Annotated in this window: 27 protein-coding genes; 12 read left to right on the forward strand and 15 right to left on the reverse strand. The window is 49.2% G+C overall.

Annotated elements, in window-relative coordinates; all coding sequences use genetic code 11:
* Positions 1-30 precede the first annotated feature (30 nt).
* The 5 genes from BMW93_RS22955 to BMW93_RS22975 all read left to right on the forward strand — a co-directional run bounded on the left by BMW93_RS22955 (position 31) and on the right by BMW93_RS22975 (position 4,747).
* On the forward strand, positions 31-360 hold the full coding sequence (locus tag BMW93_RS22955) for a DUF6787 family protein (RefSeq protein WP_019944969.1): 330 nt from the start codon (positions 31-33) through the stop codon (positions 358-360).
* Between the two features lie 220 nt (positions 361-580).
* A complete protein-coding gene (locus BMW93_RS22960) occupies positions 581-1,393 on the forward strand; it encodes a mechanosensitive ion channel family protein (protein WP_090381831.1) in 813 nt (270 codons plus the stop codon).
* Between the two features lie 160 nt (positions 1,394-1,553).
* Positions 1,554-2,876, forward strand: coding sequence for a signal recognition particle protein (ffh, locus tag BMW93_RS22965; protein ID WP_090381833.1), 1,323 nt, complete (start codon positions 1,554-1,556; stop codon positions 2,874-2,876).
* A gap of 13 nt (positions 2,877-2,889) precedes the next feature.
* Positions 2,890-3,390, forward strand: a complete 501-nt coding sequence (locus BMW93_RS22970; RefSeq protein WP_229240715.1) for a hypothetical protein — start codon at positions 2,890-2,892, stop codon at positions 3,388-3,390.
* A gap of 112 nt (positions 3,391-3,502) precedes the next feature.
* Positions 3,503-4,747, forward strand: a complete 1,245-nt coding sequence (locus BMW93_RS22975) for an alkaline phosphatase family protein (RefSeq protein WP_090381835.1) — start codon at positions 3,503-3,505, stop codon at positions 4,745-4,747.
* 1 nt (position 4,748) lies between these two features.
* Here BMW93_RS22975 and BMW93_RS22980 read toward each other — a convergent pair whose 3' ends face one another.
* Positions 4,749-5,414, reverse strand: a complete 666-nt coding sequence (locus BMW93_RS22980) for a hypothetical protein (RefSeq protein WP_090381837.1) — start codon at positions 5,412-5,414, stop codon at positions 4,749-4,751.
* An 82-nt stretch (positions 5,415-5,496) separates the two neighbouring features.
* Between BMW93_RS22980 and BMW93_RS22985 the strand changes: the two genes are divergently transcribed.
* On the forward strand, positions 5,497-6,954 hold the full coding sequence (locus BMW93_RS22985) for an NADH-quinone oxidoreductase subunit N (RefSeq protein ID WP_090381840.1): 1,458 nt from the start codon (positions 5,497-5,499) through the stop codon (positions 6,952-6,954).
* Between the two features lie 211 nt (positions 6,955-7,165).
* Here BMW93_RS22985 and BMW93_RS22995 read toward each other — a convergent pair whose 3' ends face one another.
* The 3 genes from BMW93_RS22995 to BMW93_RS23005 all read right to left on the reverse strand — a co-directional run bounded on the left by BMW93_RS22995 (position 7,166) and on the right by BMW93_RS23005 (position 10,304).
* Positions 7,166-7,615 (reverse strand): DUF6934 family protein, encoded by a 450-nt coding sequence (locus BMW93_RS22995; RefSeq protein ID WP_090381844.1) that lies wholly within the window; start codon positions 7,613-7,615, stop codon positions 7,166-7,168.
* Positions 7,616-7,781: 166 nt separating this feature from the next.
* Positions 7,782-8,642: a TraB/GumN family protein gene (locus BMW93_RS23000; RefSeq protein ID WP_090381848.1), complete on the reverse strand. Its 861-nt coding sequence runs from the start codon at positions 8,640-8,642 to the stop codon at positions 7,782-7,784.
* A 51-nt stretch (positions 8,643-8,693) separates the two neighbouring features.
* Positions 8,694-10,304 carry a M28 family peptidase gene (locus BMW93_RS23005; RefSeq protein ID WP_090381852.1) on the reverse strand — a complete coding sequence of 537 codons (1,611 nt, stop codon included), beginning with the start codon at positions 10,302-10,304 and terminating at the stop codon, positions 8,694-8,696.
* A gap of 426 nt (positions 10,305-10,730) precedes the next feature.
* Between BMW93_RS23005 and typA the strand changes: the two genes are divergently transcribed.
* Positions 10,731-12,545: a translational GTPase TypA gene (gene typA / locus BMW93_RS23010; protein ID WP_090381854.1), complete on the forward strand. Its 1,815-nt coding sequence runs from the start codon at positions 10,731-10,733 to the stop codon at positions 12,543-12,545.
* A 106-nt stretch (positions 12,546-12,651) separates the two neighbouring features.
* Here typA and BMW93_RS23015 read toward each other — a convergent pair whose 3' ends face one another.
* Entirely contained in the window at positions 12,652-13,329 is a 678-nt protein-coding gene (locus BMW93_RS23015; protein WP_090381857.1) for a hypothetical protein, read from the reverse strand.
* Positions 13,330-13,356: 27 nt separating this feature from the next.
* A complete protein-coding gene (locus BMW93_RS35245; protein ID WP_143061708.1) occupies positions 13,357-13,593 on the reverse strand; it encodes a hypothetical protein in 237 nt (78 codons plus the stop codon).
* Positions 13,594-13,744: 151 nt separating this feature from the next.
* Between BMW93_RS35245 and BMW93_RS23020 the strand changes: the two genes are divergently transcribed.
* The 4 genes from BMW93_RS23020 (at position 13,745) to BMW93_RS35250 (ending at position 17,412) form a co-directional block, all read left to right on the forward strand.
* Positions 13,745-15,019, forward strand: coding sequence for a Glu/Leu/Phe/Val dehydrogenase (locus BMW93_RS23020; RefSeq protein ID WP_090381859.1), 1,275 nt, complete (start codon positions 13,745-13,747; stop codon positions 15,017-15,019).
* A gap of 467 nt (positions 15,020-15,486) precedes the next feature.
* A complete protein-coding gene (locus tag BMW93_RS23025) occupies positions 15,487-16,578 on the forward strand; it encodes a cell wall metabolism sensor histidine kinase WalK (protein WP_090381861.1) in 1,092 nt (363 codons plus the stop codon).
* Between the two features lie 29 nt (positions 16,579-16,607).
* On the forward strand, positions 16,608-16,907 hold the full coding sequence (locus BMW93_RS23030; RefSeq protein WP_090381864.1) for a Dabb family protein: 300 nt from the start codon (positions 16,608-16,610) through the stop codon (positions 16,905-16,907).
* A gap of 208 nt (positions 16,908-17,115) precedes the next feature.
* Positions 17,116-17,412: a hypothetical protein gene (locus BMW93_RS35250; protein WP_143061709.1), complete on the forward strand. Its 297-nt coding sequence runs from the start codon at positions 17,116-17,118 to the stop codon at positions 17,410-17,412.
* Positions 17,413-17,479: 67 nt separating this feature from the next.
* On the opposite strand, the gene BMW93_RS23035 is transcribed toward BMW93_RS35250, so the two are convergent.
* From BMW93_RS23035 to BMW93_RS23055, 5 genes are all read right to left on the reverse strand, one after another.
* Entirely contained in the window at positions 17,480-19,354 is a 1,875-nt protein-coding gene (locus BMW93_RS23035) for a monovalent cation:proton antiporter-2 (CPA2) family protein (protein WP_090381866.1), read from the reverse strand.
* A gap of 13 nt (positions 19,355-19,367) precedes the next feature.
* Positions 19,368-19,958: an NAD(P)H-dependent oxidoreductase gene (locus BMW93_RS23040; protein ID WP_090381868.1), complete on the reverse strand. Its 591-nt coding sequence runs from the start codon at positions 19,956-19,958 to the stop codon at positions 19,368-19,370.
* A gap of 23 nt (positions 19,959-19,981) precedes the next feature.
* The gene (locus BMW93_RS23045) at positions 19,982-20,983 is read right to left on the reverse strand and encodes a quinone oxidoreductase (RefSeq protein ID WP_090382149.1); all 1,002 of its coding nucleotides are present in this window, start codon (positions 20,981-20,983) and stop codon (positions 19,982-19,984) included.
* Between the two features lie 48 nt (positions 20,984-21,031).
* Positions 21,032-21,610, reverse strand: coding sequence for a TetR/AcrR family transcriptional regulator (locus BMW93_RS23050; RefSeq protein ID WP_090381871.1), 579 nt, complete (start codon positions 21,608-21,610; stop codon positions 21,032-21,034).
* Positions 21,611-21,695: 85 nt separating this feature from the next.
* Positions 21,696-22,493, reverse strand: a complete 798-nt coding sequence (locus BMW93_RS23055; protein ID WP_090381873.1) for an SDR family NAD(P)-dependent oxidoreductase — start codon at positions 22,491-22,493, stop codon at positions 21,696-21,698.
* A 78-nt stretch (positions 22,494-22,571) separates the two neighbouring features.
* On the opposite strand from BMW93_RS23055, the gene BMW93_RS23060 reads away from it, so the two are divergent.
* Positions 22,572-23,450, forward strand: coding sequence for a PIG-L family deacetylase (locus BMW93_RS23060; RefSeq protein ID WP_090381875.1), 879 nt, complete (start codon positions 22,572-22,574; stop codon positions 23,448-23,450).
* Between the two features lie 4 nt (positions 23,451-23,454).
* Here the strand turns inward: BMW93_RS23060 and BMW93_RS23065 are convergent, their stop codons facing one another.
* The 4 genes from BMW93_RS23065 to BMW93_RS23080 are packed head-to-tail and all read right to left on the reverse strand — an operon-like array spanning position 23,455 to position 26,622.
* Complete coding sequence (locus BMW93_RS23065) at positions 23,455-24,222, reverse strand: bifunctional 2-polyprenyl-6-hydroxyphenol methylase/3-demethylubiquinol 3-O-methyltransferase UbiG (protein WP_090381878.1); 768 nt, start codon at positions 24,220-24,222, stop codon at positions 23,455-23,457.
* Positions 24,219-25,139 (reverse strand): glycosyltransferase family 2 protein, encoded by a 921-nt coding sequence (locus BMW93_RS23070; RefSeq protein ID WP_090381882.1) that lies wholly within the window; start codon positions 25,137-25,139, stop codon positions 24,219-24,221. The genes BMW93_RS23065 and BMW93_RS23070 overlap by 4 nt, the downstream gene beginning before the upstream one ends.
* A complete protein-coding gene (locus BMW93_RS23075; protein WP_090381884.1) occupies positions 25,136-26,230 on the reverse strand; it encodes a DegT/DnrJ/EryC1/StrS aminotransferase family protein in 1,095 nt (364 codons plus the stop codon). The genes BMW93_RS23070 and BMW93_RS23075 overlap by 4 nt, the downstream gene beginning before the upstream one ends.
* The gene (locus BMW93_RS23080) at positions 26,227-26,622 is read right to left on the reverse strand and encodes an FdtA/QdtA family cupin domain-containing protein (RefSeq protein ID WP_090381887.1); all 396 of its coding nucleotides are present in this window, start codon (positions 26,620-26,622) and stop codon (positions 26,227-26,229) included. Before BMW93_RS23080 ends, BMW93_RS23075 begins: the two co-directional genes overlap by 4 nt.
* Positions 26,623-26,831: the final 209 nt, after the last annotated feature.

Raw genomic sequence — 26,831 nt, forward strand, 5'->3', positions numbered from 1 at the left:
AATTCAGTCGCAGTCAATACAATAACATATATGCAAAGCGGAGAAAAGAATGCGCAGCCCTGGTTGGGCAAAATGCAGGAAAAATGGGGATTGGAAACAACCAGGCAGGTTTTGTTGGTACTCGCAGTTTTCAGTTTGTCGGGCTCGTCGGTAGTGTGGCTCCGGAAAGGGCTTTTTTACCTCCTCGGCTACGACGACACGACGCCGATGTGGCTTAAAACCATTACTTACATTCTGTTCATCTTCCCGACCTACCAGAGTTTGTTGTTGTTGTACGGTTTCCTGCTGGGCCAGTTCTCGTTTTTCTGGGAAAAGGAAAAGAAAATGTTCCGCTGGATCGCCGCAAAATTCAAGAAGTAAGCAATACTCAAAGTATACACCAAAGGGTGAGCAGATGGTAACCGGCCGTCGCTCACCCTTTTTTCATGCTGCTACAACCTCGAATAGAACAATTTCTACCGGAAGATTTTGCCTGTCCCATTGATAATGTCCCCGGAATAAGTGACTTTGCAACCGAATGCAAATTGCAGTCACATCGTTTCACACAATTCACATCTTATCAACAAAACCTCTACAACGGATGGACTTTGACTTTATCAAAGCGCAGATCTGGACGCTCGCGACAGTGTACGGCGGCAAGATCCTGCTCGCACTCCTGGCCTTTATCATCGGCCGCTTTATTGTGGGCAAAATCAGTTCGATGCTCAGCAACGTGATGGAAAAACGCAAGGTTGACCGTGATGTGCAGCCCTTCCTGAGCTCACTGATCGTCGTGTTGCTGAATGTCATGCTGCTACTGAGCATCGCAGGCATTGTCGGGATCGAAACTTCCTCATTCGTGGCGGTACTCGGTGCGGCCGGTTTGGCGGTGGGTTTGGCATTACAGGGCAGCCTGGCGAATTTCGCTGGCGGTGTGCTGATCCTGATTTTCAAGCCCTATCGCGTAGGCGACCTGATCAATGCCCAGGGATTTACAGGAACGGTCGAAGGCGTGCAGATCTTCAACACGATCCTGGTAACGCCTGACAACAGGACCATTATCCTTCCGAACGGAGCGTTATCCACTTCGCCGATCACCAATATTTCAGGAAAAGGTAAAATCCGCGTCGATATGGTATTTGCCGCAGGAAGCCAGAATGGCGTGGATAAGATCCGGGCTTCGGTGCAAAAGGCAGTAGACGCCTGCCCAACGGCATTGAAAGATGTACAGCACGACATCCTGGTAACGAAACTGACCGAAAACGCCATTTTCTTCGACGTACGCGTGTGGACGCCCAGCGCGACCTATTGGGAAACTTACTATAATGTGCACGAGGGCATCAGCCGGCAGTTCGCGATCGACGGCATTCAGGCGCCGAAACCAGCTGAATTGAGTGTTGCGGTGAAGCAATAGGCATCCCCGAAGCAGGAGCTTCGAAAATAAAAGGCCGAAGCGGGAGCTTCGAACCATTGAATATTGAGGAGTACGGGAGGTTACTTTCCTGTACTCCTCATTTTATTTATACCTTTGTGTTTTATTTCAAATTCAGGTTCAGATTCATAGATATTATTCCATGTTTGAAAACTTACAGGACAAGCTTAATAACGCCTTTCGTACACTAAAAGGAAAGGATAGGATTTCAGATATAAATGTTGCCGCTACCACTAAGGAAGTACGTAAGGCATTGGTCGACGCCGATGTTAACTTCAAAGTAGCCAAAGAAATTACCGACCGCATCCGTGAAAAGGCCATCGACAGAAAAATCCTGATTTCTGTCGAGCCAGGGCAGATGTTCGTCAAAATCGTGCAGGAAGAGCTAACCGAACTGATGGGCGGGAATGCCGAGGGGATCAATATCAAAGGCGATCCGGCGGTGATCCTGATCGCAGGTTTGCAGGGTTCTGGTAAAACGACTTTCTCCGGAAAACTTGCCGCATTACTTAAAAAGCAAGGCCGCCAGGTGCTTCTTACCGCCTGCGACGTGTACCGCCCGGCGGCGATCGACCAGCTGAAAGTACTCGGCGAGCAGATCGGCGTGGAGGTATATTCGGAGCCTGAGAACAAAAACGCCGTCAACATTGCGCAGAATGCGGTTGCCTATGCGAAAAAGTCGGGCAAGAAAATCGTGATCGTCGATACGGCGGGCCGTTTGGCGGTGGATGAAGTGATGATGAAAGAGGTGGAAGACATTAAATCTTCTGTAAAACCTTCTGAAATCCTCTTCGTGGTCGACTCGATGACGGGTCAGGATGCGGTGAATACGGCCAAGACATTTAATGAGAGACTCGATTTCGACGGTGTCGTACTCACCAAACTCGACGGTGATGCCCGCGGTGGTGCGGCGCTTTCTATCCGTCAGATCGTTGAAAAACCGATTAAATACATCAGTACCGGGGAAAAAATGGAGGCGCTCGACTCCTTCTACCCTGATCGTATGGCGAGCCGGATCCTCGGTATGGGTGACGTGATCTCCCTCGTAGAACGCGCCCAGCAGGCATTCGACGAAGACGAGGCGAAGCGCATTAACGCCAAAATGCGTCAGAACAAATTCGATTTTGACGACTTCCTCGGCCAGTTGCAGCAAATCAAAAAGATGGGTAATGTAAAAGACCTCATCGGTATGATCCCTGGAATGGGCAGCGCTATCAAAAACCTCGATATAGACAACGAATCGTTCAAACCGATCGAGGCGATCATCCAGTCGATGACCAAAAAGGAACGCGAAAACCCCGATATGATTGACAGTAGCCGCAAAAAACGCATTGCAGCGGGTAGTGGTACCACTATTCTGCAAGTCAACAACCTGATCAAACAGTTTGATGAAATGCGGAAAATGATGAAGAAAATGAATACCATGCAGGCGGCAGGCAAGCTGGGAAAAGCGATGCGCCGCTAATAAACTCTCCTCGATGAAACGTCTTGTTTTTGTACTGACGGTAATGCTGCTGGCAAGTTTGGGAAAACTCCGGGCACAGGCCACAGTAGGTTACTATCCATGGAGCAATCTGCTGACCGTCAGCACGAATGCAAAAAATGTGATCTGGCTCGATACACGGCTGCAAACCAACTCGCTGTTCAGCAGCCTCAGCATCGATTTGCTGCCGATGATCAACCTGAAAAGAGGCGAGGTTGTACAGTGGTACATTGGCGGAGGCCTCAGGCTAAATCCCTTGTACCGCATTGCCGATGCCGACGCGGATCTGATCACGATCGACGGCTATTCAATGAATGTGGGAGTGCGCATTGCCCCGCTTCCGGTGAATCGCCGCATTATGCTCGCACTGGAACTCAATCCGTATGTAAAGGACAAGTTCGACAGCGGCGTGCTTAAAACCCATTTCGGGATCGTGTATGCATTTGGTAAAAAGAAGAAAACAGGCACAGCCCCGGAACAACCGGTAAGTCCATAAGAAATAGGAAAGAAATTTTGATTTAATAATAATTTCTTAGTCTTAAAATCCCTCAAATTCGGCGAATTAGCCGTTAATTTGAGGGATTTTTTATTAAACAGTCATTCAATTTATGAAAACCCGTTTTTCCTTTCTGTTATGGCTAATGTTGGCCGCAATCATTGCCCCGGAAGCCTTCTCCCAGGCTGCTAAATCCAAAAAAGTCGTCTTTGTGATCGTGGACGGCATTTCCAGCGACAGCAAGGAAAAGATCGCGACCCCGCACCTGGACGCGATCGCGAAGGTGGGTGGCTACACACGCGCACACGTAGGCGGCGGTAAGGGTACCTACTCGCAAACTCCCACCATTTCGGCGGTAGGATACAACAGCTTGCTGACGGGCACGTGGGTGAACAAGCATAATGTTTGGGACAATGATATTAAAGACCCGAACTACAATTACTGGACGCTTTTCCGCTTCATGGAAGCGCAATATCCGCAGAAACGCACCGCCATTTTCTCGACCTGGCTCGATAACCGCACCAAGCTCGTCGGTACCAACCTGCCGCAAACCGACAAGTTGCAAATCGATTACTCGTTCGACGGTTTTGAACTCGATACCGTGCATTTCAAACACGACAGGCAAAGCGAATACATCCACAAAATTGACGAAAAAGTGGTGGATGAAGCGGCTGCTTATATTCACGCCAATAGCCCGGATATGTCGTGGGTTTACCTCGAATACACCGACGATATGGGCCATAAATACGGCGATAGCGAGCAATTCCACAAAGCGATCCAAATGATGGACGACCAGATGGGCCGCCTTTGGAAATCCGTAACATACCGCGAGAAAACTTTTAACGAAGATTGGCTTATCGTAGTCACCACGGACCACGGTCGCGACGCCAAAACCGGCAAAGGTCACGGCGGCCAGAGCGACCGCGAGCGCAGCACGTGGATCGTTACCAATGCGAAAGATTTGAATACTAATTTCAAAGAAACACCGGGCGTTGTCGACATTTTCCCGACGGTGGCGAGGCATATGGATATCAATATTCCAAAAGACCAGGCATTTGAGGTAGACGGCGTTCCATTTACAGGAAAGCTCTCGGTAACGGCACCCGCTATGCAGAAATCAGGCGGCAAGGTGAATGTCTCCTGGAAAGCGGTGGACAAAGAAGGCAAGGTAAAAATCTGGCTGACAACAACGAACCAATTCGAAAAAGGTGGCCGCGACCTCTACTACCTCATGGATGAGGTGGATGTGACCAATGAAAAAGCCGAAATAGACATTTCAAAATATCCTTCCGGCTTTTTCAAGATCGTGCTCGAAGGGAAATATAATAGTGTAAACAGATGGATTGTGGAAAAGTAGGCTAGTTACCTCCGCGTCCGGCCTTGTAGGAATCATATTCTTCCAGCAGGCGGATCAGGTCGTCTTCTCCGGCGAAATCCAGCTGCTGCTCTTTGATGACGTAGTTCAGCTTGTTCCTTTCATCGGTAAGCAGTTTGAGAAAACTGTTGCGGTTACTGAGCTGGACCGGGTTCATTTTATCGTCCTTCAACAAATACAATTTTGCGCCGGCGTCCATTTCCCTTGTGGCGCTGGCTTTTTCCACTTTAATAGGGCTCGTGTATTTTTTCAAAAGTTTGGTATTACCATCATAAAGCAACCGGTAGAAACTCTTTTCGGTTTGATTTTCCACTGCCGGATAACCGTTTTTGAAGGTATACAATTCTACGCCGCTTGGGATCGTGAATTCGGTCACACCATTTGAAACGCGGTATAGATTCGAGCCGGCTTTGTACTCCACCTCGTCTTTCAGGTAATCGTACCGTAGCTGGACGCCATCGTGAACACGATCGTCGTTCGTCCGCACAGTCCCCGAATACCATTCTTTCAAAAGATAAGGGGACTTATCCCCCGCCGCCAGTTGTGTTTCCTGATAAGGCGTTCCGGCCAATCCCGTCGAATCCTGCGCGTTTGCATGAATACTCATGATGCAGAATGCCAGCGGGAAAATTCTTAGCAGATATTTCATGATTTAAGTTGGTTAATTTGATAAGTTCGAGGATTGGAAGCCGTTGTTTCCGTACTTTTGCACAAAAATTGTACCTGCTCTCTTGGACATCAACGACCAGCTCATACATATACGCCAGAGCCTCGGCGGAATCATTCCTGAAATTTTTCTGGCCCTATTCTTTTGTCTGTTCCTGCTCACCGAACTGATTTTCACCAAGCGTTTCGGCAAAGAAAAATCGACGTCCTATTTGTTAAATGTAGCACTTGCAGGCAGTTTCATCGCCTTATTGCTAGTTATCGGTCAATGGAATGTAGAACCTTCGTTCCGCTTCCAGCCCCTGTTGTTCCTCGACCGGCAGGCCGTATTTTTTAAAATCCTGATTACACTCGCCTGGATTTTCACTTTGCTGCACGTCCGCATCCTGAAATACGAGTTTCCGGCTGAGTACCACGCATTGCTGATCGCCGCCGTGGCGGGTATGCATTTGCTGACAATGTCCACACACCTGCTGTCGATTTACCTCTCGCTGGAACTGATTTCCATTAGCTCTTACCTGCTGGTTGCATTATCTCCCTACAAAAAAGCAGCCGAAGGCGGCATTAAATACCTGCTTTTCGGCACTGCCAGTTCTGCCGTCATGCTATACGGCATTTCGCTCATTTATGGCCTCAGCGGCACGCTCGACATTACCAACGACGCGATGACCGTCGCCCTCAGCAACAATTCCGATCTCGTGGTAACGGTGACCATTGTACTGACCCTCGCCGGCCTGCTTTTCAAGCTGTCGCTGGTACCATTCCACATCTGGACACCCGACGTTTACGAAGCCGCGCCAACGCCATTGGTATCATTCTTGTCCGTAGCGCCCAAAGCGGCCGTTATATTGGTACTGATGCGCCTGGCTGGCATTTTACCTGCCCAATATTTCCCCGTTTTAGGCGGAATCGCGTTGATCAGCATGACCATCGGCAATGTTGCTGCCCTTTGGCAAAGTAATGCACGCCGTTTGCTGGCTTATTCCTCCATTGCGCAAGCCGGTTACCTGCTCGTGGGCATTGCCGCATACAGTCGCTTCGGCTTCGAAGCTGCTGTGTTTTACACTGCCGCATATCTCGTCATTAACCTCGCCGCTTTCTTCCTCGTAGATCTCCTGCAACCGAGGCAAGAAACCGAACTCAAAGATTACGAAGGCCTGGGCCGCAATTACGTGTGGATTTCCGGTATTCTCACGGTCGTGATGATCGCATTGGCAGGCTTGCCTCCTACCGGCGGTTTTACTTCTAAATTACTCGTATTCTCTGCCCTTTGGGAAAGCTACCACGACCAGGAACTGACCTGGATGTTGTGGCTGCTCGTCGGCGGCATTCTGAACGCTGCCGTTTCTCTGGCCTATTATATGCGGTTACCCTACCTGCTGTTTTTCAAAACGGTGAGGGCCGAGGCGGTCGTGAGCAACAACAGCGCGTCCGGCAAGTTGGTCGCCGGGTTGTTCCTGGTTGCGTTACTCATGCTATTTTTTAGTCCCGAGTGGGTTACCCGCTGGATTTCGGCGTTTTGATTTTAGTATCCGCGCGATTCCTGTTTTTCGGCAACAGGTGCTTCGGGATAGGATATTTTGTCAAAAACTCAATAGCAAACTTTTCCTTGCTCAGTATAAAAGGGTCATTTGACAAATCCGGAAACGAATGCGCAAAGTTTTCCTTGCTTCCTTCCAGAACCTCGGTTTGCTGATTTTCCATACTCGTTCATTTAGCTGGTTTAAATAACTGTCATCTGCGGAATAATGTGAAAGCATCGTAGTCGAGTCCCTTTTTGAAAGGCCGCCACTTTTTGTTACAGCAACCTCTCAGAACAAAACGGTTCTTTATTTCTCCCAGATACTTTTGAATACTCATCCGGTACAACCTGTTTCTCGCGGGATCTCTGCCTGAGGCGAATATTATCGCACCAGGATTCGCCGCCAGAAAAGAATCGATTGCCTGCGCAACAGTCGCAAGGACCTTTACGGTATCCAGATTATTTGTAACAACCGAATCATTTATCTTTTGCATCACTTCATTCCAATCTCCGAAAGACAGGTTATAATAACCTTCAATCCCCGAAATCGGTTTAAAAGCAATTACCTTCTGAATTTTTCCCCGCGGACCTTCACTGACAAACTTATATGTATGGCGATCCTCATCAATCACCAGGTCATAGCTATCCTGATTTGTATCCATTGTGTGTGTAGATAAGTAAGCGCTTCAACAAATCAATTTAGCTACTTACATACTCATAACCCACTCCAAAACATTACCAATGTACAAATGGCTTGCTAAGAATTACCAACGAACGATTTATATGCTGTTTAACTTCTTCCAGTCCTGATTTCAAAAAATATTCCTGTTATTTCACCGCCCTAACCACAAACCCCTCCTTCCTCAACAACGCAATCACCCCTCTTTCCCCGCCCAAATGCGCTGCTCCGACGGCGAAAAACGTCGGTTTCGCGCTGGCGATCCTGCGTATGCGGGGAATCCATTTCTGGTTTCTGGAGAAGAGCATTACTTCCTCGTTGCCTTCCATTCCGAACTCGCTTTTCATTGTCATACCGTATAGTTCGTTGATATTTTGTGCCTTGTACAATGCAACCAGGCTTTTGAATTCCTTGCGGGCGGAAGGCAGGCTGTCAACAAGTGTAAGGAGCATTTTCGCCTGATCTTTGTAAGGAATCGTATCGAAAATGGCCATTTGCTCTTCCAATGTCTCGATACCGATCACTTCGAATTTCTGTTTGCCGGCCAGCTCCACCAGCGCCATTTCATAAGATTGCGGTTGACAATCCAGCACCGCATTGAATAGCGGCCCCATCAGCACGAATGGCTTCGCACGCTCGAACATCGCAAGCCCCACATGTACGGAATCTTTGAAAAAACGGTCGAGTCGCTGGTATTCCTGTTCGGTAACGAGCTTTTTCAACTCGTTACCGGCAGTCATATTCATCGCTTTCATCATCCCGGCCATCATGCCCGGATCGTCCATATCCATTTCCAACGCCACCTGCTGCGTGCGCGCAAGGGTGCTTTTCAGGGAATCGCTCAGCGAAAAATCGGTCGGGCAAATGAGATGAATGGTCCCAAACAAATACGAAGGCTTTGCCAACCCGCGACCGCTGATTTCCCAAAGCAACGAATTCTCCGCAGGCACTTGCGCCCGCGAGACGATGCTTAACGCACAAAAGACGAGCAACAACAAAAACCGGTTCATATCCCTATTATTAGTTTAAAAACACCCTTCCTCCTTCCTTTCTCCGTAACACTATTCCTTGTGACTATCCACCACAATGCGCTCATCACGGTTCACCAACTCCCAGGCAGTATGGAAAACCAACTTCACGATTTCGGATTGCTTGTCAAAAAGGATTTTCTCCACATCATCGCCCGGACGGTGGTAATCTTCATGCACCCCGGTGAAATAGAAAATCACCGGAACGCCCATTTTGGCAAAATTGTAATGGTCGGAGCGGTAGTAGAACCGGTTGGGGTCTTTCGGATCGTTGAACGTATAGTCGAGTTTGAAGTTGACGTATTTCTTGTTAGCCTCCTCGCCGATCTCGTGCAGTTTCGAAGAAAGTTTGTCCGAGCCGATCACATACACGTATCTTGGATCGTTCTTATGCGCTTCATCCACGCGGCCGATCATATCGATATTCAGGTCGGCAATTGTGTTTTTGAGCGGCAGCAGCGGATTTTCCGAGTAATATTCCGAGCCGAAAAGCCCCTTTTCTTCCCCTGTAACATTCAGAAAGAGAATGCTCCTCCTCGGTCCTTTACCCTCGGCTTTGGCTTTGCTGAATGCCTCCGCCAGTTCAAGCAGCGACACCGTTCCAGATCCGTCGTCATCCGCGCCGTTGTTGATTTCACCATTTTCGGAAATACCAATGTGATCCAAATGCGCACTAATCACGAGTACTTCGTCTTTTTTGTCGGAGCCTTCCATGAATGCAGCTACATTCTCGGTGTCGATGGTTTCGCTCACGCGGCCGACCTTCAATGCAGCCATCCCGGTAAATTCCTTCGAAACCGGCTTACCCGACTTATCGATCCCGGATTTCAATTTGTTCAGTTTCGAAACCGATGTACCGAGCATTTCTGCCGCTACCTTCGCCGAAACCACAAACGCCGCCGTTCCCGACGGGTTTTCCTGCACCGGTTTCAAAGTAGGTGCGCTGAAACGGCGGGCCATTACCGCGCGCTGACGGATTTCCTTGTCGAGATCCTCTCCCGTTTTATCGGTAATAATGAATACATATTTCGCGCCCTTTTCGCGCGCCAGCTTGGCTTTCACCTGCCAGGAAACCGAGCCGCTCCATTTGCTTTTCTCGGAATTGCCGGTGATGAGGTATTTGCCGCCCGAAGTTTTCGGCTCCCCATCGAAGATCACGACAGACTTGTCTTTCACATCCAGATCGGCATAGTCGTTATAGCTTCCGTCTTCGATTCCGTAACCCGCCGTAACCAGATCCGTACTGGCTTCCTCGGGAACATCGAGCAGGCCGTTCAAATAGAAGTCCTTATTGAACTCATATTTCTTTCCATTTGCCTTCACATACACTTCACCCCAGCCGCGTTTGTACAATTTGTATTTCTGCAAAAAGCTTTTAGAACCGTCGGTATCGGTTGCAATAGGCTGCAATCCATATTGTTTATAATATTTCGAAACATATTCGGCAGCCTTTTTCTGGCCCGGCGAGCCGGTATCACGGCCTTCGAGGCTATCGGAAGCGATAATAACAAGGTGCTTTTTCAGATCGGAGGGCGTTATGGTTGCCGCATATTTGGCTGCATCGTCCTGCGGCAGGTGGTCCTGTGCCAAAGCCAAAGTATTGACAGACAGGAATAATCCAGCCAGAATGTTTTTGTTCATCATGAGGTTTAATGGTATTTCAATCCTTACAAATTAACGAAACGCACGGGCGAATGCAAAATGGGTTGCAACCTGGATTCTTCGTATCTTTGACATTCTAACTTACACACTATGTTATGCCAACTCGACTCATACGGCACCCTCACATGGGGCAATGGCGTCGACTTCGATCCGGACAACCTTTACCGGATGTCGGAAAAGGAAGCGGCCGACTTCTGACATACCCTCCCTATTTTGCACTTCTTTTAGTTTAAAGGCTCTTTTTCACAGGATAACAATTATTTAATTGTAAAATACTGTTATTCAGAGGAAAAGTACGTACCTTTGCACCCTGTTTGGCCGAATTCCATCCAGACAAAAGCCAAGCGGCCATTGCACGTAGTTCAAACCATTTCGTAGCAATGCCGTAAACAACTGATCTATAAAACAATGCAAGCCATTCGTAACATCGCAATTATTGCGCACGTTGACCACGGTAAAACGACTTTGGTCGACAAAATCATCCACGCGTCAAAGCTGTTTCGCGACAATCAGGAGTTCGACGACCTGATCCTCGACAACAACGATCTGGAACGTGAGCGTGGGATTACAATTGTTTCCAAGAACGTATCGGTGCGTTACAAAGATGTAAAAATCAATGTAATTGATACACCAGGTCACGCAGACTTCGGTGGAGAGGTGGAACGCGTACTTAAAATGGCGGATGGAGTATTGTTGCTGGTCGATGCATTCGAAGGCCCGATGCCACAAACCCGTTTCGTATTGGGCAAAGCCATCGATTTGGGGTTGAAACCGATCGTGGTTGTCAATAAAGTAGATAAAGAAAACTGCCGCCCGGAAGAAGTTCAGGAAAACGTTTTTGATTTGATGTTTAACCTGGGCGCTACCGAAGACCAATTGGATTTCGTGACCGTTTATGGTTCATCAAAACAAGGATGGATGGGCCCGGATTGGCAGAAACCAACGGATAATATTACCTATTTGCTGGATACGATCATCGAATCCATTCCTGCACCGGTTATCGACGAAGGTACTTTGCAAATGCAAATCACTTCGCTTGACTACAACGCATTCGTTGGCCGTATCGCCATCGGTCGTGTGAAAAGAGGAACCATCAAAGAAGGATCTACATTGTCTCTTTGCAAAGCCGACGGTGTGATCAAGAAAGTGAAAGTAAAAGAAGTTCAGACTTTCGAAGGTCTTGGACGCGTGAAGGTTGCGGAAGTTTCTGCGGGTGATATTTGTGCCGTAACAGGTATTGAAGATTTCGAAATTGGTGATACTATTGCCGATCTTGAAAATCCTGAGCCAATCGCTCGTATTGCCGTGGATGAGCCTACTATGAACATGCTTTTCACGATCAATAACTCTCCATTCTTCGGTAAAGAAGGCAAGTTTGTAACATCACGCCACCTTCGTGACCGTTTGATGAAAGAAACTGAAAAGAACCTTGCACTCCGCGTAGAGCCTACGGATACGGAAGATAAATTCCTTGTTTTCGGACGTGGTATCCTTCACTTGTCGGTATTGATCGAAACAATGCGTCGCGAAGGTTACGAATTGCAATTAGGTCAGCCTCAGGTTCTTTTCAAAGAAGATGAAAACGGCGAGCGCCTGGAACCAATCGAAACATTGGTGGTGGACGTACCGGAAGCAACTGCTGGTAAAGTAATCGAATTGGCAACACAGCGTAAAGGCGAGTTGCTGATCATGGAACCGAAAGGAGATTTGCAACACCTTGAATTCCTCATTCCTTCAAGAGGTCTGATCGGGCTTCGTTCCAACGTGTTGACTTCGACACAAGGTGAAGCCGTTATGACGCACCGCTTCAAAGAATTCGGTACTTTCCGCGGACCAATCCCTGGACGTATCAGTGGTTCTATCATTTCAAAAAATACAGGACCTGCTACGGGTTATACCATTGATAAATTGCAGGATCGCGGACGTTTCTTCGTAGAGCCGGGTGATGAAATTTATGGTGGACAGGTTATCGGCGAGCACAACCGCCCGAACGATATCGTCGTAAACTTGCAGGAAGCGAAAAAATTGACCAACATGCGTGCTTCCGGTACGGACGACGGTCTGCGTATCGCTCCGAAAATCAATTTCTCTCTGGAAGAATCGATGGAGTACATCCAAAAAGACGAATATCTTGAAGTAACGCCTACCAGCATGCGTATGCGTAAAATATACCTGGACGAGAACGAGCGCAAGCGCTACGCGTCCAAAATGGAAATGGCTTAATTTAAGCCCGACATTCCAAACCCGAAAAGGAGGCAATTTTTTGCCTCCTTTTTTTATTTTTCAAGCTTTTTGATCAGATCAGTAAGTGCGCTGATTTGTTCATCCCTCAGTTGATAGAACAAACATCGAAGCTCGCAAATGCGGTGCTCTCGCAATTGAAATAGGTTCCGACTGCAAAAATAAATCCGCCAGCTCTTACCATTCCAACCGAAATAGCGCCCGCTACCAAAGTCGCTCCGATCTCCAAAGCCAATGCATTCTCACACGATTCCATGTCGATATTCAATTGCTGACTGCACAGCCCCGCACAATGAGGCATATTTGCGGTACCAAATCGATTTTGATACATTTTCTCCGTTATTTTCTCCGCAACGAGTTTAGAAATGTGCTCCACATCCAGGTTTTGGTCTTCGAAAGACTTTGACAGCTGGCGGTAATCCGGAAAGCTCCTGACAATGGCTCCGCCATTTCCTCCCACGCTGCTTATGGCTCGGTTTAATTCCTGGTCACTTTGGGCGTCCCGCAAGGCATTTAATTCATTCTCGGTCAGAGAGTATGTCCGGTCTCTTTTGATCAGATTCTCTCTGATAAACCACACATACTCAGCTACCAGCCTTACCAGCTCTTCTTCTGTGAGATCGGAGGATTTTATTGAGCTATGTTCAGGAGCCGCACTACCAGCCCCTGGATGGCTTACTGGGATCGCATTTCTGGTTTCATTACAGGATATTGTCATGCCGACAATCAGAACCCGTAAACAGGTGAAAGCAAAAAATCTTCTCATTTGGATAGTGATTTAGATTGAGCACCCTCAACAAATTATCTCTAAACCACCATAAAATTGCCTGACAATTCCTCCTAACCAGCAGGAGGCGCGGCCTGGTTTTTTAACGGCAATTAATCCACGCCAATAATTTCTTTCTAATGCTTCTCCAACCAAATTTTTGCCTCTTTTTCTATTTTTCAAGCATTTCAATATTTCCCCTGATTCCGTCAGAATATTTGGGATTCCAGCTAAAACCTGCGGTATAATTTTAATGTTTGTCACTCCCCTGGAACATTCTATGCCAGTACTATTTTATTACTATTTCAAGAAAAACTAGTTTTTTGTTTTTATAATAACAAATGGCGTAGTTTGTATTGTTAGCAAGACTAATTTTAGCTAACCATTTTAATATCAACATTTTAAAGATCAAATGATGTCTTACATAGAACCGGCTCCGATCAAGGATAAAGACAATCCGTTGGAGTCAATGATGCAGCGATTTGATAAAGCCGTAGACCTCCTCGGAATATCAGAAGAGATGTATTATATCCTCAAAGTACCCCGCAAACAGGTGACAGTCGGGCTGCCCGTGATGATGGATTCCGGCCAGATCCGGACGTTCGAAGGTTACCGCGTGATCCACTCCACCATTCTCGGCCCCAGCAAGGGCGGTATCCGCTTCGATCCGGACGTAAACCTGGACGAAGTGCGTGCATTGGCTGCATGGATGACCTGGAAATGCGCCGTTGTAGATATTCCTTACGGCGGTGCCAAGGGCGGCGTCGCGTGTAACCCGCGCGAAATGTCCCCGGGCGAGATCGAGCGCCTCATGCGCGCGTACACGACGGCATTACTCGACGTTTTCGGTCCGGACCAGGATATTCCCGCCCCGGATATGGGCACCGGCCCGCGCGAGATGGCCTGGCTCATGGATGAATATTCGAAATCAAAAGGCATGACAATTCCGGCTGTCGTAACTGGTAAGCCGCTGGTACTGGGTGGCTCGCTGGGCCGCACCGAAGCAACGGGCCGGGGCGTAATGGTATCCGCATTGGCGGGTATGGAAAAGCTGCGCATCAACCCTTACCGCGCTACCGCGGCGGTCCAGGGCTTCGGCAATGTGGGCTCGCACGCGGCACTGCTCCTGCGCGAGCGTGGGACGGCCATCCACGCGATCAGCGACATTTCCGGCGCATACTATAACGACAAAGGGATAGACGTGGCCGATGCCGTCGCTTACCGCGATGCCAACAAAGGTTCGCTGGAAGGTTACTCCAAGGCAGAAGCAATTTCCGGCGACGAGTTATTCACACTCCCCGTCGACGTGCTGGTCCCTGCCGCGAAAGAAGACGTGATCACCCGCAAGAACGTCGAAAGTATTCAGGCACGCATGATCGTGGAAGGTGCAAATGGCCCTACCTCCGCCAAAGCCGACGACATTATCAACGACAAGGGTATTATGGTTGTCCCTGACATCCTCGCCAATGCCGGCGGTGTAACGGTCTCCTATTTCGAATGGGTGCAAAACCGGATCGGCTACAAATGGACACTGGAACGCATTAATCGCCGTACCGACCGCATTATGAAGGACGCATTCGACAAAGTCTATGAAACTTCGCTGAAATACAAGGTATCACTCCGCATCGCGGCTTACATTGTGGCGATCGACAAGGTCGCAAGTACGTACAAGTATCGGGGAGGGTTCTAATTGTCATTCGTTGTCAGGAGTAGTCAGGGATTGTCATTCGCTGTCAGGAGTAGTCAGGGATTGTCATTCGCTGTCAGGAGTAGTCAGGGATTGTCATTGGTCAGGCGTAGTCAGTTATTGTTTTCACCTCAATAATAACCGACATCCGTTGACAACAAATGACTACACCTGACTACTCCTGACTACCCCTGACCACTCCTGACCACTCCTGACCACCCCTGACTACTCCTGACCACCCCTGACCACTCCTGACCACTCCTGACCACCCCTGACAATAAATGACCCTTCCTGACTCCAACCCTGACGATACTCCACATCCCGATCACTTAACAATTTCTTAACAAGCCACTTCGGCGGCGAAACCGAATCTAAACCGGTTTCAAAGTGTTAACTTTAAGGCTAAATTTTCAACAGATTCGCTTCAAGCGGAAGAACGAGTTTCCGCGTGAAGCAAGCTTTAAAGTAACATGTCGTTAAGTCCCCGTTTCATTGCCGTCATCCTGGCATTCCTGATTTCCCTCATTACCACCACATTTCTCGCATTTGTGGATGGCGTTTCAACAGGGATGTTGTTCGTTTCGGCCATTTCCTCCTTCATTTCTTCGTTTTTCCTCGTGCTTTACGCCGTCGACATCCTGGTTTTCCGCGAGGTGAACAAGATGTACCGGACGATCCACAAGCTGAAAATGCGGGATTTCAATATGGCCCCGCGCAAGAAGCTCATCCGGGAGTCGAATCCGTTGAAGACGATCAACGATGAGATTTTTGTTTATGTAACCAAAAAACAAAAGGAAATCGATGAGTTAAAAAAGCTCGAATTGTTCCGCAGGGAATTTCTCGCCGACGTTTCGCACGAGTTCAAAACACCGATTTTTGCCGCCCAGGGATTTATCCACACGCTGCTGGACGGCGCTATGGACGACGAGAAAGTACGCGAACGCTTTTTACGCAAAGCGGCCAACAACCTCGATAGCCTCGATGTGCTCGTCAAAGACCTGCTCGTACTGTCGCAAATGGAAACCGGGGATATCAAAATGAATATCGTCCCCACTGATCTGCGCAAACTGACCCTCAGCATTTTCAGCCGCCTCGAACACATTGCCAAAAACCGTAATGTGACATTAAAGGTCAAGCCGGACGATATGCATGAAGTGTGGATAAAAGCCGATGCCGACCGGATGGAACAGGTAATGCTGAACCTGATCGAAAACGCGATCAAATATGGCAATGAGAACGGCAAGGTGATCGTCCATTTCAGCGAGAGCAAAAAATACATCGAAGTAGAGGTGAAAGACAACGGCCCGGGCATCCCGCACGAGCATTTGAACCGCATTTTCGAGCGCTTTTACCGGATCGACAAGAGCCGGAGCAAAGAAATCGGCGGTACCGGTTTGGGACTTGCCATTGTTAAGCATATATTGAATGCCCACGACACGAAGATCGCCGTGATGTCGAAACCGGAAAAGGGTACCACGTTTTCGTTCAAGCTCGAAAAAGCGTATTACCACCAGTTACCGGATGCGAAAACGGACGATGTCGTCAGTCAATTGAATCCATAATCAATTTCTAACACCATAAACCATTATCCATGTTTATCCACAATGTATTCTTCTGGTTGAAGGAGAAGGACAACGAAGAAGCAAGACAAGCCCTGCTCGCCGGCATCAAATCTCTTGAAGCGATCGAATCCATCGAATCGGCCTATATCGGCCCTCCTGCCGCTACCCGCAGGCCCGTTATCGACGCCACTTACGATTTCGCGGAGATCCTGATTTTCAAGGATGAGGCTGCGCACGACGTGTACCAGGTTCACCCGCTGCACAAGAAATTCGTGGAAGAATGCGCGCATCTTTGGGAGAAAGTTCTGATCTATGATGTAGAAGCATAATCCCTAATATTTGTTAACAAGTTATCCACACGCAAAATGTGTATAACTTGTTAACAACTCACAAAAGTCTACATTATCAGCCAGTTAAGCTACTTTTAAGCATTGTCCACAGTGTGGATAACTTTTTCCAACTCCGACTTAGCCCTACTTTCCGGCACTATTCGACCGTCCTATTCGTTCTTTAAACAGTACAAAACGAACTAGAACCGTGAGAAAGAACAGAGTTTTGCTGTCGGTCATCGTGACGCTGGTCGCAGCTATATCCATTTCATCGTGTACCTATCGCTCCTATGATCCGGGCTATGATTATGGCTACCGGCATGGTTACAGGTACTATCATGCACCGCCTCCGCCACCCCGTGTCGTAGTCAGACCGGCGCCGCCTCGGGTGATCTATGCCGATCGCCACCATTACCGGCGGCATGATAACAAGGCTTACCGCAAGCAATACCGCCGGAACGACCACTACGGAAACAATGGACGCCACCGCGGACACAGAAGATAATTGACCTATTTTTTAGATAAGAAAAAGGCCTGATAAAAGTGGCTTAGTGCACATTATCAGGCCTTTTCTATGCCGTTTCGGCTTCTGCCTTGCGATCCCATCCGGCTAATGCATTCAAATTCACCGCTTCACGGTCGGCCTGCATGATCATTTCCAGTTCCTCGATATGCTGCCGGGCGGCATTGATATACTCTTCGTCGTTTCGAATGCTCGACAAATGCTTTAACGTCCGTTCGTCATGTACGAAAAACGTTTTCGCCATGCGCGTCGCTTCATGCGCGCGATGCCCGAGCAGTTTCAATGCATCTACGCCCAATCGGAGGCTCGTATCGAACGTCTCCCGGTAAATATGCATCATACCGGCGTTCATGAGGTCGTACGCGTCGTTGCGGTTGGTCGAGCGCACGAGCATATGCAGGTGAGGGAAGTGTTTTTTTACTGTTTCAATTAATTCCAATCTCTTTTCCTCGTCACTGATCGCGATAATGATCATCTGCGCACGGCTTGCGCCGGCAATGTCGAGGAGTTCGTAACGCGTAGCATCGCCATAATACACTTTGAGGCCAATGCGGCGGAGGAAATCTACATTATCGCTGTCGTTATCGAGGACTGTCGCTTCCACACCGTTAGCGCGCAGGAAACGTCCGACGATATTCCCAAAATGCCCGTAGCCGGCGATAATCACCGGGTTATCCTCCTCCTCCACATCGCTTGGCCGCTGCGCGGTTTGCAGCCCCGCACTCACGAGGCAGAAACGCGTGAGGATAAACTTCTCGTTCACCATCATCGCCAGCGGCGTCATAGCCATGCTGATCGCCACCACGGCTGTCATCGTGTCCGAAACTTCTTTCCCTAATACACCCTGCTGAACTGAAAAACTGAGCAGTACGAATGCAAACTCTCCGATCTGGCTCAAACCAATGCTGAATATGAAGTTTTGCGCATTACGTACTTCGAATATTTTACCTAAAACAAAGAGAATAGCCATTTTCAGCAACATCAACCCGGCCACCAGCCCGATGATCAGCAGCGGCTTGGACGTCACCAATCCAAAATCAATGGACGAGCCTACCGAAATGAAGAACAACCCCAGCAGCAACCCTTTAAAAGGATCGATGGAGCTTTCGAGTTCGTGGCGGTATTCGCTGTTGGCCAGTACCACACCGGCTACGAATGCACCGAGCGCAGGGCTAAGACCTACCGAAGTCATCAGTACGGCGATTCCCACGACGAGCAGCAATGCGGTTGCGGTAAACATTTCGCGTAACCCCGTGCGGGCCATCATCCGGAAGACCGGGCGTAACAGGTATTTCCCCGTCAGCACAATGGCCGAAACGGATAGCAATACCACAATAGTTTGTTGCCACGCGGGCAATGCACTCACCAGCGAACCACCGCCTCCGTGCCCGTCGGCCAAACCTGCGTGGTCGGCGAGCAAGGGGAATAATGCAAGCATGGGAATAATCGCCAGGTCCTGGAACAATAGTACCGCGAACGAGCTTTGTCCCGCCATGGTTTTCAGCCAGCCTTTTTCATTCAACGTCTGCATGACAATGGCCGTGGACGACATCGCGATGATCATCCCCAGCGCGAGCGCTTCCTTCCAGCTCACACCAAAAAGCATGGCAATACCTGCCACGAGGACGGTCGTGACGCCTACCTGCAAGCCCCCGAGCCCGGCAATGCTCTTGCGCATGCGCCACAGGCGTGAGGGTTCGAGTTCGAGGCCGATCACAAAAAGCATCATCACCACCCCGAATTCTGCAAAATGCATAATATCCTGGCCTTCCATTCCAATGAATTTTAAGCCCGCCGGACCGATGATCACCCCGGCCACCAGGTAACCCAGGACCGAACCCAACCCCAGCCGTTTGGCAATGGGGACCATTACCACCGCAGCCGCGAGGTATATCATTGCCTGGAAAAAGAAGGATTCTTGCATCGTCGAGGGTTGTTTAGTGTGGAAAAAGTTCGTTCAGATATTCTACCCCGGCCAGTTCCGCCGGATCGATCCGATCATTCACCAATGCTTCCAGCAGTTCGGCATATTGTTCGCCAAATGCTTTCAACGTGTAGTCTTCGATCGTGTAAGTTTCATGCACGACAAATGGCGGCAGGTATTCCATCCGGCACAAATAGGCCGTCTGATTGAATGGCAAGAGATACTGACCGACAGGGAACCGATTATACCCCTCGGAGGTGTAAGCATCCCGCCCGCCCCCGCATGAGACTGCATTGAAAATCTTTTTGCCTTTCAATGCATGCCCTTTCGGCCCGTAGGCCCAGTTGTATTCCAGCACGAGGTCCTGCCATTGTTTCAGGATCGGAGGGCTGCTGTACCAATAGAACGGATGCTGAAAAATGACAATATCGTGCTTCGCCAGCAGTTGCTGCTCTCTTTTGATATCGATGAAAAGATCGGGATAATGTTCATAGAGATCATTGAAAGTCACTCCCTTTACCTTACGCGCATATTTTTCCAGTGTCTTCTGTACATTGGATTTACTGTGCGTGGGATGCGCAAACTGAATAAGTACCTTGGCCATAACGTGGGATTGATTCGAAAAACTTACGGTACCAAAATTACGGAACCTGTCGTTTTTCGCGCTTCGAGATCGGCCTGCGCCTGATTTGCTTTTGATAACGGGTACCGCGTAATAGCCAACTGTCCGAATATCCCACTGCCGAATGCATCGAATAGATCGGCTGCATATTCGTCCAGCACTTCGCGGTCGGTGATGTATGCGCTGAGCGTGGGCGTAGCCATCACAATGGACCTTTCGCGCAACAATGCGTGGTCGATATGCTCGGGCTGCCCCGATGATGATCCGTAGAGCACGATTTGACCGCCTTTCCGGATGAGGTCAAGCGAATGGTTGAAAGTATCCCTACCAACCCCGTCGAACACAACGTCCACCCCGCGGCCTTCCGTGATTTCCAGTATCGAATCTACAAACTCCCGGCATTCAGCCAGGAAAACGTAGTCGGCACCGTTCGCGAGTACAACCTCCTTTTTCTCCTCCGTACCGGTCGTCCCGATTACCGTCGCGCCCAGCGCCTTCGCCCATTTGGTCACGAGCGTACCCACGCCGCCAGCTGCGGCATGTACCAGCACTACGTCGCCGGGCTTAACGGGATGGATCACTTTGACGAGCATTCTGGCCGTAAACCCTTTCACGAGCATGGCCGCCGCCTCTTCCAAGGTTATTCCATCCGGAATATGGACCAACTGTTGCGTCGATACCACGCGGCTTTCCGCATACGCGCCTGGGATAAAGTGGTAACCCACCCGATCTCCGACATTGAATTCCGTCACCCAGGGCCCGACAGCTTCGATGAAGCCCGCGGCCTCCACGCCTGGCGTGTAAGGAAACGACCTGACGGGAAACTTGCCGTCGCGGTAATAAGTGTCTACAAAATTCAGTCCGATAGCCTCCTGGCGTACTCTTACCTGGCCCGGGCCCGGTTCTGTAATGGTCTCTCTTTCGTAACCCAGCACCGAAGGCGCTCCTTGCTTGTAGATTTTTACTATACCCGATTTATTTGCGATTTCTGTAATTAACCCTGACATGTCCGTAAGCATTGTCATTATGGAATGCTTGTTCCATCATTGGACAAATTATTTTTTGATAGATTTTATTAAAAATTCGGCTTGCTGCTCTACCAGCCCGCCATCACCGTACACCAGGTAAGCCTGCCAGAACCCGGTAAAATTCGATACGACAAAGTTTGCGAGCATTGCCGGGTCCCTTTTGCCGCTAATCTCCTCCGCTTTCTGCGCCTTTTTCAAAAGGTCTTTCAGCAGGGCCGTCAGGTTGGTGGTGTTTTCTTTCAATATGGCATGCACTTCTTCATCGACAGAACCCAGCTCGAACGTCGATTTGACGCCCAGGCAAGTCCTTTCCTCTTCAATGGTCCGGATAGCCGCCTTTTTGATAATTTTTTCAATCGCTTTAATGGGCGATTTCGTTTCCTCCGCTACTTTTCGGTAGTCTTCGAACATTCCTTCCGTATAACTCCGCAGGCATTGGAGGAACAAGCTGTGCTTGTCGCCGTAAGTGTCATAAATACTTCCACGGTTCAGCCCCATCGTTTCGACGAGATCCTGCATGGAGGTGGCGTTGTAGCCTTTTTGCCAGAAAAGGCATTTCGCCTTTTCCAGCCGTTCTTCCGGTTCGAATGCTTTGTTGCGTGCCATGACTATCAGACAATTATTTCAGAACGAACGTTCCAGAATAAGCAAACATTCTGGTTAATGCATTAAAATTAGGCTACGCCAAGCGTCAGATGATAAACTTGGCCACGCCGCCATCCACTTTCAGGGCCGAACCGTTGGTCCCCGACGAAAGCGGGCTCGCTACGTAAGTTACCAGGTTGGCAATCTCCTCCACCGACGCAAAACGTTGTAACAACGATGTCGGACGGGCATTTTTGAAGAAATCCTTCTCGGCCTGTTCCGCGGACATATTGTTGGCTTCACCCAGCTGTTTCACAAAATCAGCCACACCTTCCGATTTGGTCGGGCCGGGCATTACCGTGTTCACCGTTACGTTCGTACCCTTAGTCAATTCCGCCAAACCGCGGCTTACTGCCAGCTGGGCCGTTTTGGTAGTGCCGTAATGAATCATTTCCTCCGGGATATTTACCCCCGATTCACTGGAAATGAAGATAATCCTGCCCCAGTCTTTGGCAATCATTTTCGGGAAGAAATGCCTTGAAAGGCGCACGCCACTCAGCACATTGATTTCAAAGAATCTTAACCATTCTTCATCCGAAATCTCCGTAAACTGCTTGGGCTCGAAAATACCCGCATTATTGACGAGGATATCTATATCCGGCAACTGTGCCAGCAATGCATTTACCTCTTCAACCTTTGAAAAATCGGCTGCAACACCACTGGCATTCGCGCCGCCCGGCGACGCTTCTCTTAATTTTTGAACGGCTTCGGCCACCTTACTTTCCGAACGGCCGTTGATAATCACATTGGCACCTTCATTCAAGAGGCTTTGCGCGATGGCAAAACCTATACCCTGCGTAGAACCGCTGATGAATGCAGTTTTCCCATTGAGTTTCAAATCCATAAAACTTTAATAATAAGAGCGTGAGGAATGTTTGAACAATCGATAATTTTATAACACATCACCTAACAAAATGATCGCATGAGACACATTTATCTTTTGTCACTATTACTGCTTTCGTTGAACTTGTATGCACAAGGCCCACGCATTTTGATCGTTACAGCGCACCCGGATGATGAAACGATGTTCCCGGTGACGATTTTCAAAATCACCCGTGAACTGAAAGGCTCCGCGGACCTCGCATTGATTACCGATGCATCCGGCGGCTACAATGGCCTGGTGGCATCCAGCTACTATGGCCTGAACCTCGTCGACTCGGCCACGGGCAGAAAGCATTTACCATTAATCCGGAAAAAAGAGCTCATGGCTTCCGGCGAGGTGATGGGCATCGGTAATTTCTTCTTTCTGGATCAGCTCGACGACTACTATAACCGCGACGAGAAACCTTATTTACAAGGCAAAAACTGGGATATTGCATACGTGGAAAGGAAACTGGACAACATTCTGGCCAGCGGAAACTACGATTTCATATTCTGCCTCATCCCGCACGAGGGCCAGCATGCGCACCACAAAACAGCGTCCATCAGCGCGATAAGGGCTGCTCAGCGCTACAAAGGCTCAAAAAAACCGATCGTACTGGGCGGCCAGTCGCAAAATAAAGCATATACATTCCAATTCACCGGCCTTCCCGGCTATCCTGAAACGAATCTTCTCAAAAATGCTCCCGTATTCGAGTTCGACCGTTCTTACAGCTTCGGAGAGGATCAAAAACACAGCTATATGGTCGTCGCCGACTGGGTGAAGGCTGCCCACAAGTCGCAAAGCGGCGATATGAACCAGGCCATGCACCGTGGCGACCTGGAAGTGTTCTGGTATTTTGCGATTAATGGAGAAGACGGCATTCCCAAAACCAAGGCGTTGTTCGATGCCGTGAATTCATCGGGGTATTCGAAAAAGTAGGAAATCAGGCTGGTTGGAAAGTCATAAAGAGCGAGCTGCCGAATGGTGCCTTACTCAGGACGGCCGATTCTGCCTTGGTAATGGTTTTTAAAACCGCATTTACGGCATCGCCGGGATATTCGACATCCGAATCGAGCTCTTCAACATTAATTTTCTTCTTCCGAATCCGATAGTTCTGCCATTGGCGCACGAGTAAAATCGGTAGCGAAAGCGCGAATGGCCAGTAAGTTGTGTAACCGATCCGCAACCCGGCGGCTTTGCCGAATGCCTGGAACTGCTCCAATTTGAAACGTCGCGAGCTGCCTACCGCGAGGTCGTGCGTGCCTGAGAATGCTTCGAACGCATGTATATTGATGATGATCAGCCCGTTGCGGTTCAGGCGGTTTTTAAATGCAGTCAATGCGCGGACGATTTCTTCGTCGGTCAGGAAATAGAGCGCGTCGTTGCAGGTAATGATATCGAACGTCTCGCCCGGTTCGAATGCATCTACATTCCGGAGGTCGCCGAAAACGACGTTCAGGCCGCGTTCCTTCGAGAAATCAATGGCATGCTGCGAATAATCGAAGCCCCGCAGGTTGGAATACCCATTTTCCTTCAAAAACGACAACAACCCGCCCGTACCGCAAGCCGCATCCAGGAATTTCAGGTCGGGGTCCAAGGCCCTGAAATGCTTGCGAATCTGACCCAACACCTTGCCGTGGAGTATCTGGTACCACCACAGCTTGCGCTCGGTTTCGTACATGCGCTGGTATTCGAGCCGGTTGTCGATCATACGTTCTCGGAGCTGTTGTACTTAATCACATATTGCGGCTGCCCGCTTTGCGCCATAAAACTTTTGCCGATATATTCCCCCAAAACACTTAGCAGCATGCATTGAATACCGCCGATAAAAATAATAGTGGCCGTTACCACCTGCCAGCCTTTTGGGTCGGGCCCGATGATCCACTGCAAGGTCAGGAAAAGTAAAAGCAAGAAACCCAAACTGAACAGCCCCACACCGATCGGTACAAAAAGGCGGATCGGCAGCGACGAATAGCAGAAAAGGATATTCAGGAAAAGCGAGATCAGCTTGTGAAATGTGTAGTTCGAAGCGCCTTCTTCACGCTTTTCGTGTGCTACCTGCACGGTACCGATATTTCGTGTGATCCGGAATATCAGCCCGTCGATGTAAGGATAAGGCCCGTGGTATTTGATAATTTCCTGCACCACTTCCTGCCGGATCAGTTTGAAGCTCGACAAGTACAGGTCCTTGGGTTTATTCAAAAGGTAACTCGTAAGCCAGTTCACAAACCGGCTGCCCATATTCCGGCCGACAGAGTGCTGTTTTTTGGCGTAATGCGTGTAAACAACGTCATAATCCCCCGATTCGGCGGTTTCCACCAGCTTCAATATCTCTTCCGGCGGGTTCTGAAAATCGTCGTCGATCATCACGCAATAGTTACCGTAAGCCCAGTTCAGCCCGCACATCACCGCATTGAATTCACCGTAATTCCGGCGCAGCGAAATGAAACGCACATTGGCATAGGCATCCGACAACTCGCGGCATACCTGCTCCGAGCGGTCCCGGCTGCCGTCGTTCACCATCACGATTTCAAAGGATATTTCCGACAAAGTCGCTTGCAGCTTTTCGATCAGCGGCCGGATGGTCTTTTCGCTGTTGTAAACCGGGATGATGACCGATAGCTTCATTGAAGATCGAATTGATTGACGGTTTGGATGATATAAGCCACCTCCTCGTCCGTCAGAACCGGGTTGAGCGGCAAGCTGATCACCTGCTGGTGAATCTGCTCGGTCAAAGGCAAATGTAAATCTTTAAATTCTTTGTAGGCCAATTGCTTATGAATGGGCTGCGGATAATGGACGTTCGTTTGCACGCCATGCGCATCGAGGAACGTGATGAACTCCGCGCGCCGCGGGTGCCGTACCACAAAGAGGTGCCACGCGTCTTCGGAAATCCGGTCGGCGGGAGGCAATGTGAGCTCTCTGCATTTCAACTCCTGCAAATACCGGCCAGCTATTTCGCGGCGTCGGGCATTTTCAGGATCGAGGTAAGGTAGCTTCACGCTGAGAATAGCTGCCTGCATTTCGTCCAGACGGCTGTTTACGCCCTGATACTCATTCTGGTACCGGATTACCGAACCGTAGTTACGCAGGTAACGTATCTTTTCGGCCAATGCAGCATCATTGGTCGTAATGGCTCCGGCATCGCCCAGGGCACCCAGGTTTTTGGTAGGATAAAAACTGAATGCCGTCGCGTGCGCCCACGTACCTACTTTCCTGCCCGCATGCGTAGCCCCGTGTGCCTGCGCGGCGTCGGTGATCACTTTCAGATCGTGTTTTTCAGCGATGTCAAGAATATCCGCTATTTCACAGCTTCTTCCGTAAAGGTCGACGGTGATAATGGCTTTCGTCCGCGGCGTAATGGCTTGTTCGATCAGCGCGGGGTCGATCAGCATCGTGTGCGGATCGGGCTCTACGAAGACCGGCGTCAGGTGCAGGTAACTCACCGGCAGTACCGAAGCGATGTAAGTATTGGCCGGCACGATGATCTCGCTGTCTTTGGGTAAATCCATCGCCAGCAATATCAATGTGATCGCGTCCAGCCCATTGGCCGTCCCGACGCAATGCGCCGCTTCACAGTAGGCTGCGAAGTTTTTTTCAAATGTTTTCAATTCATTGCCCAGAATGTACCAGCCCGAGCGGATCACCCGAAGGGAAGCATCTTCGATCGCTTGCAGATAAGGGGCATTTACCTGATTTAAATCCAGAAATGGGATCATTGAGACACTGTCTGGATTAGCTGGTTCAGGGGATAAGGTTCGTCGATATAATCGGCTTTGTCGTAATATTCATTGGACAGTACCAAAAGGATGGCATCGTCCGAGAAAGAATCCATGATGTGCCAGTCTTTGGGTTCGAGGATCAGGCACGACACCGGATTGTCGAGAAGGAAAATCTCCTCTTTCTCCCCGTCGTTGGAGTATATACGACAGCTCCCGTGGATACAAACCAGGGCATTCCAGGTTTTGTGATGCCTGTGGCCACCTCTCTGCGTCTCACTCGCGCCGTAAATGTAAAATACGCGTTTGATCGTGCCAGGGATGATTTTTTCAAAGACTGTGAGGTTACCCGATCCGGTATTAAATGTATCGAGCTTTACTAAAAGCGGCATAAGGCAATTTCTAAGTTGTTAGGGTGTGGCTAAAACTCTTTCATGTACGCGATCTTCTTCAAAAGTAACCGTTTAGTAAATGTCAGATATTTTTCCTTTAAAATACAAAAATACCTTTCACATAAAAAAATCGGTTACCCTCAGGCAAGGCTTAATGATCATTTAACGCATACCGGCCGTTAACGCCACACCTTGGCGTTGACCAATGT

It is taken from the genome of Dyadobacter sp. SG02 (assembly GCF_900109045.1).
Taxonomy (GTDB): Bacteria; Bacteroidota; Bacteroidia; order Cytophagales; family Spirosomataceae; genus Dyadobacter.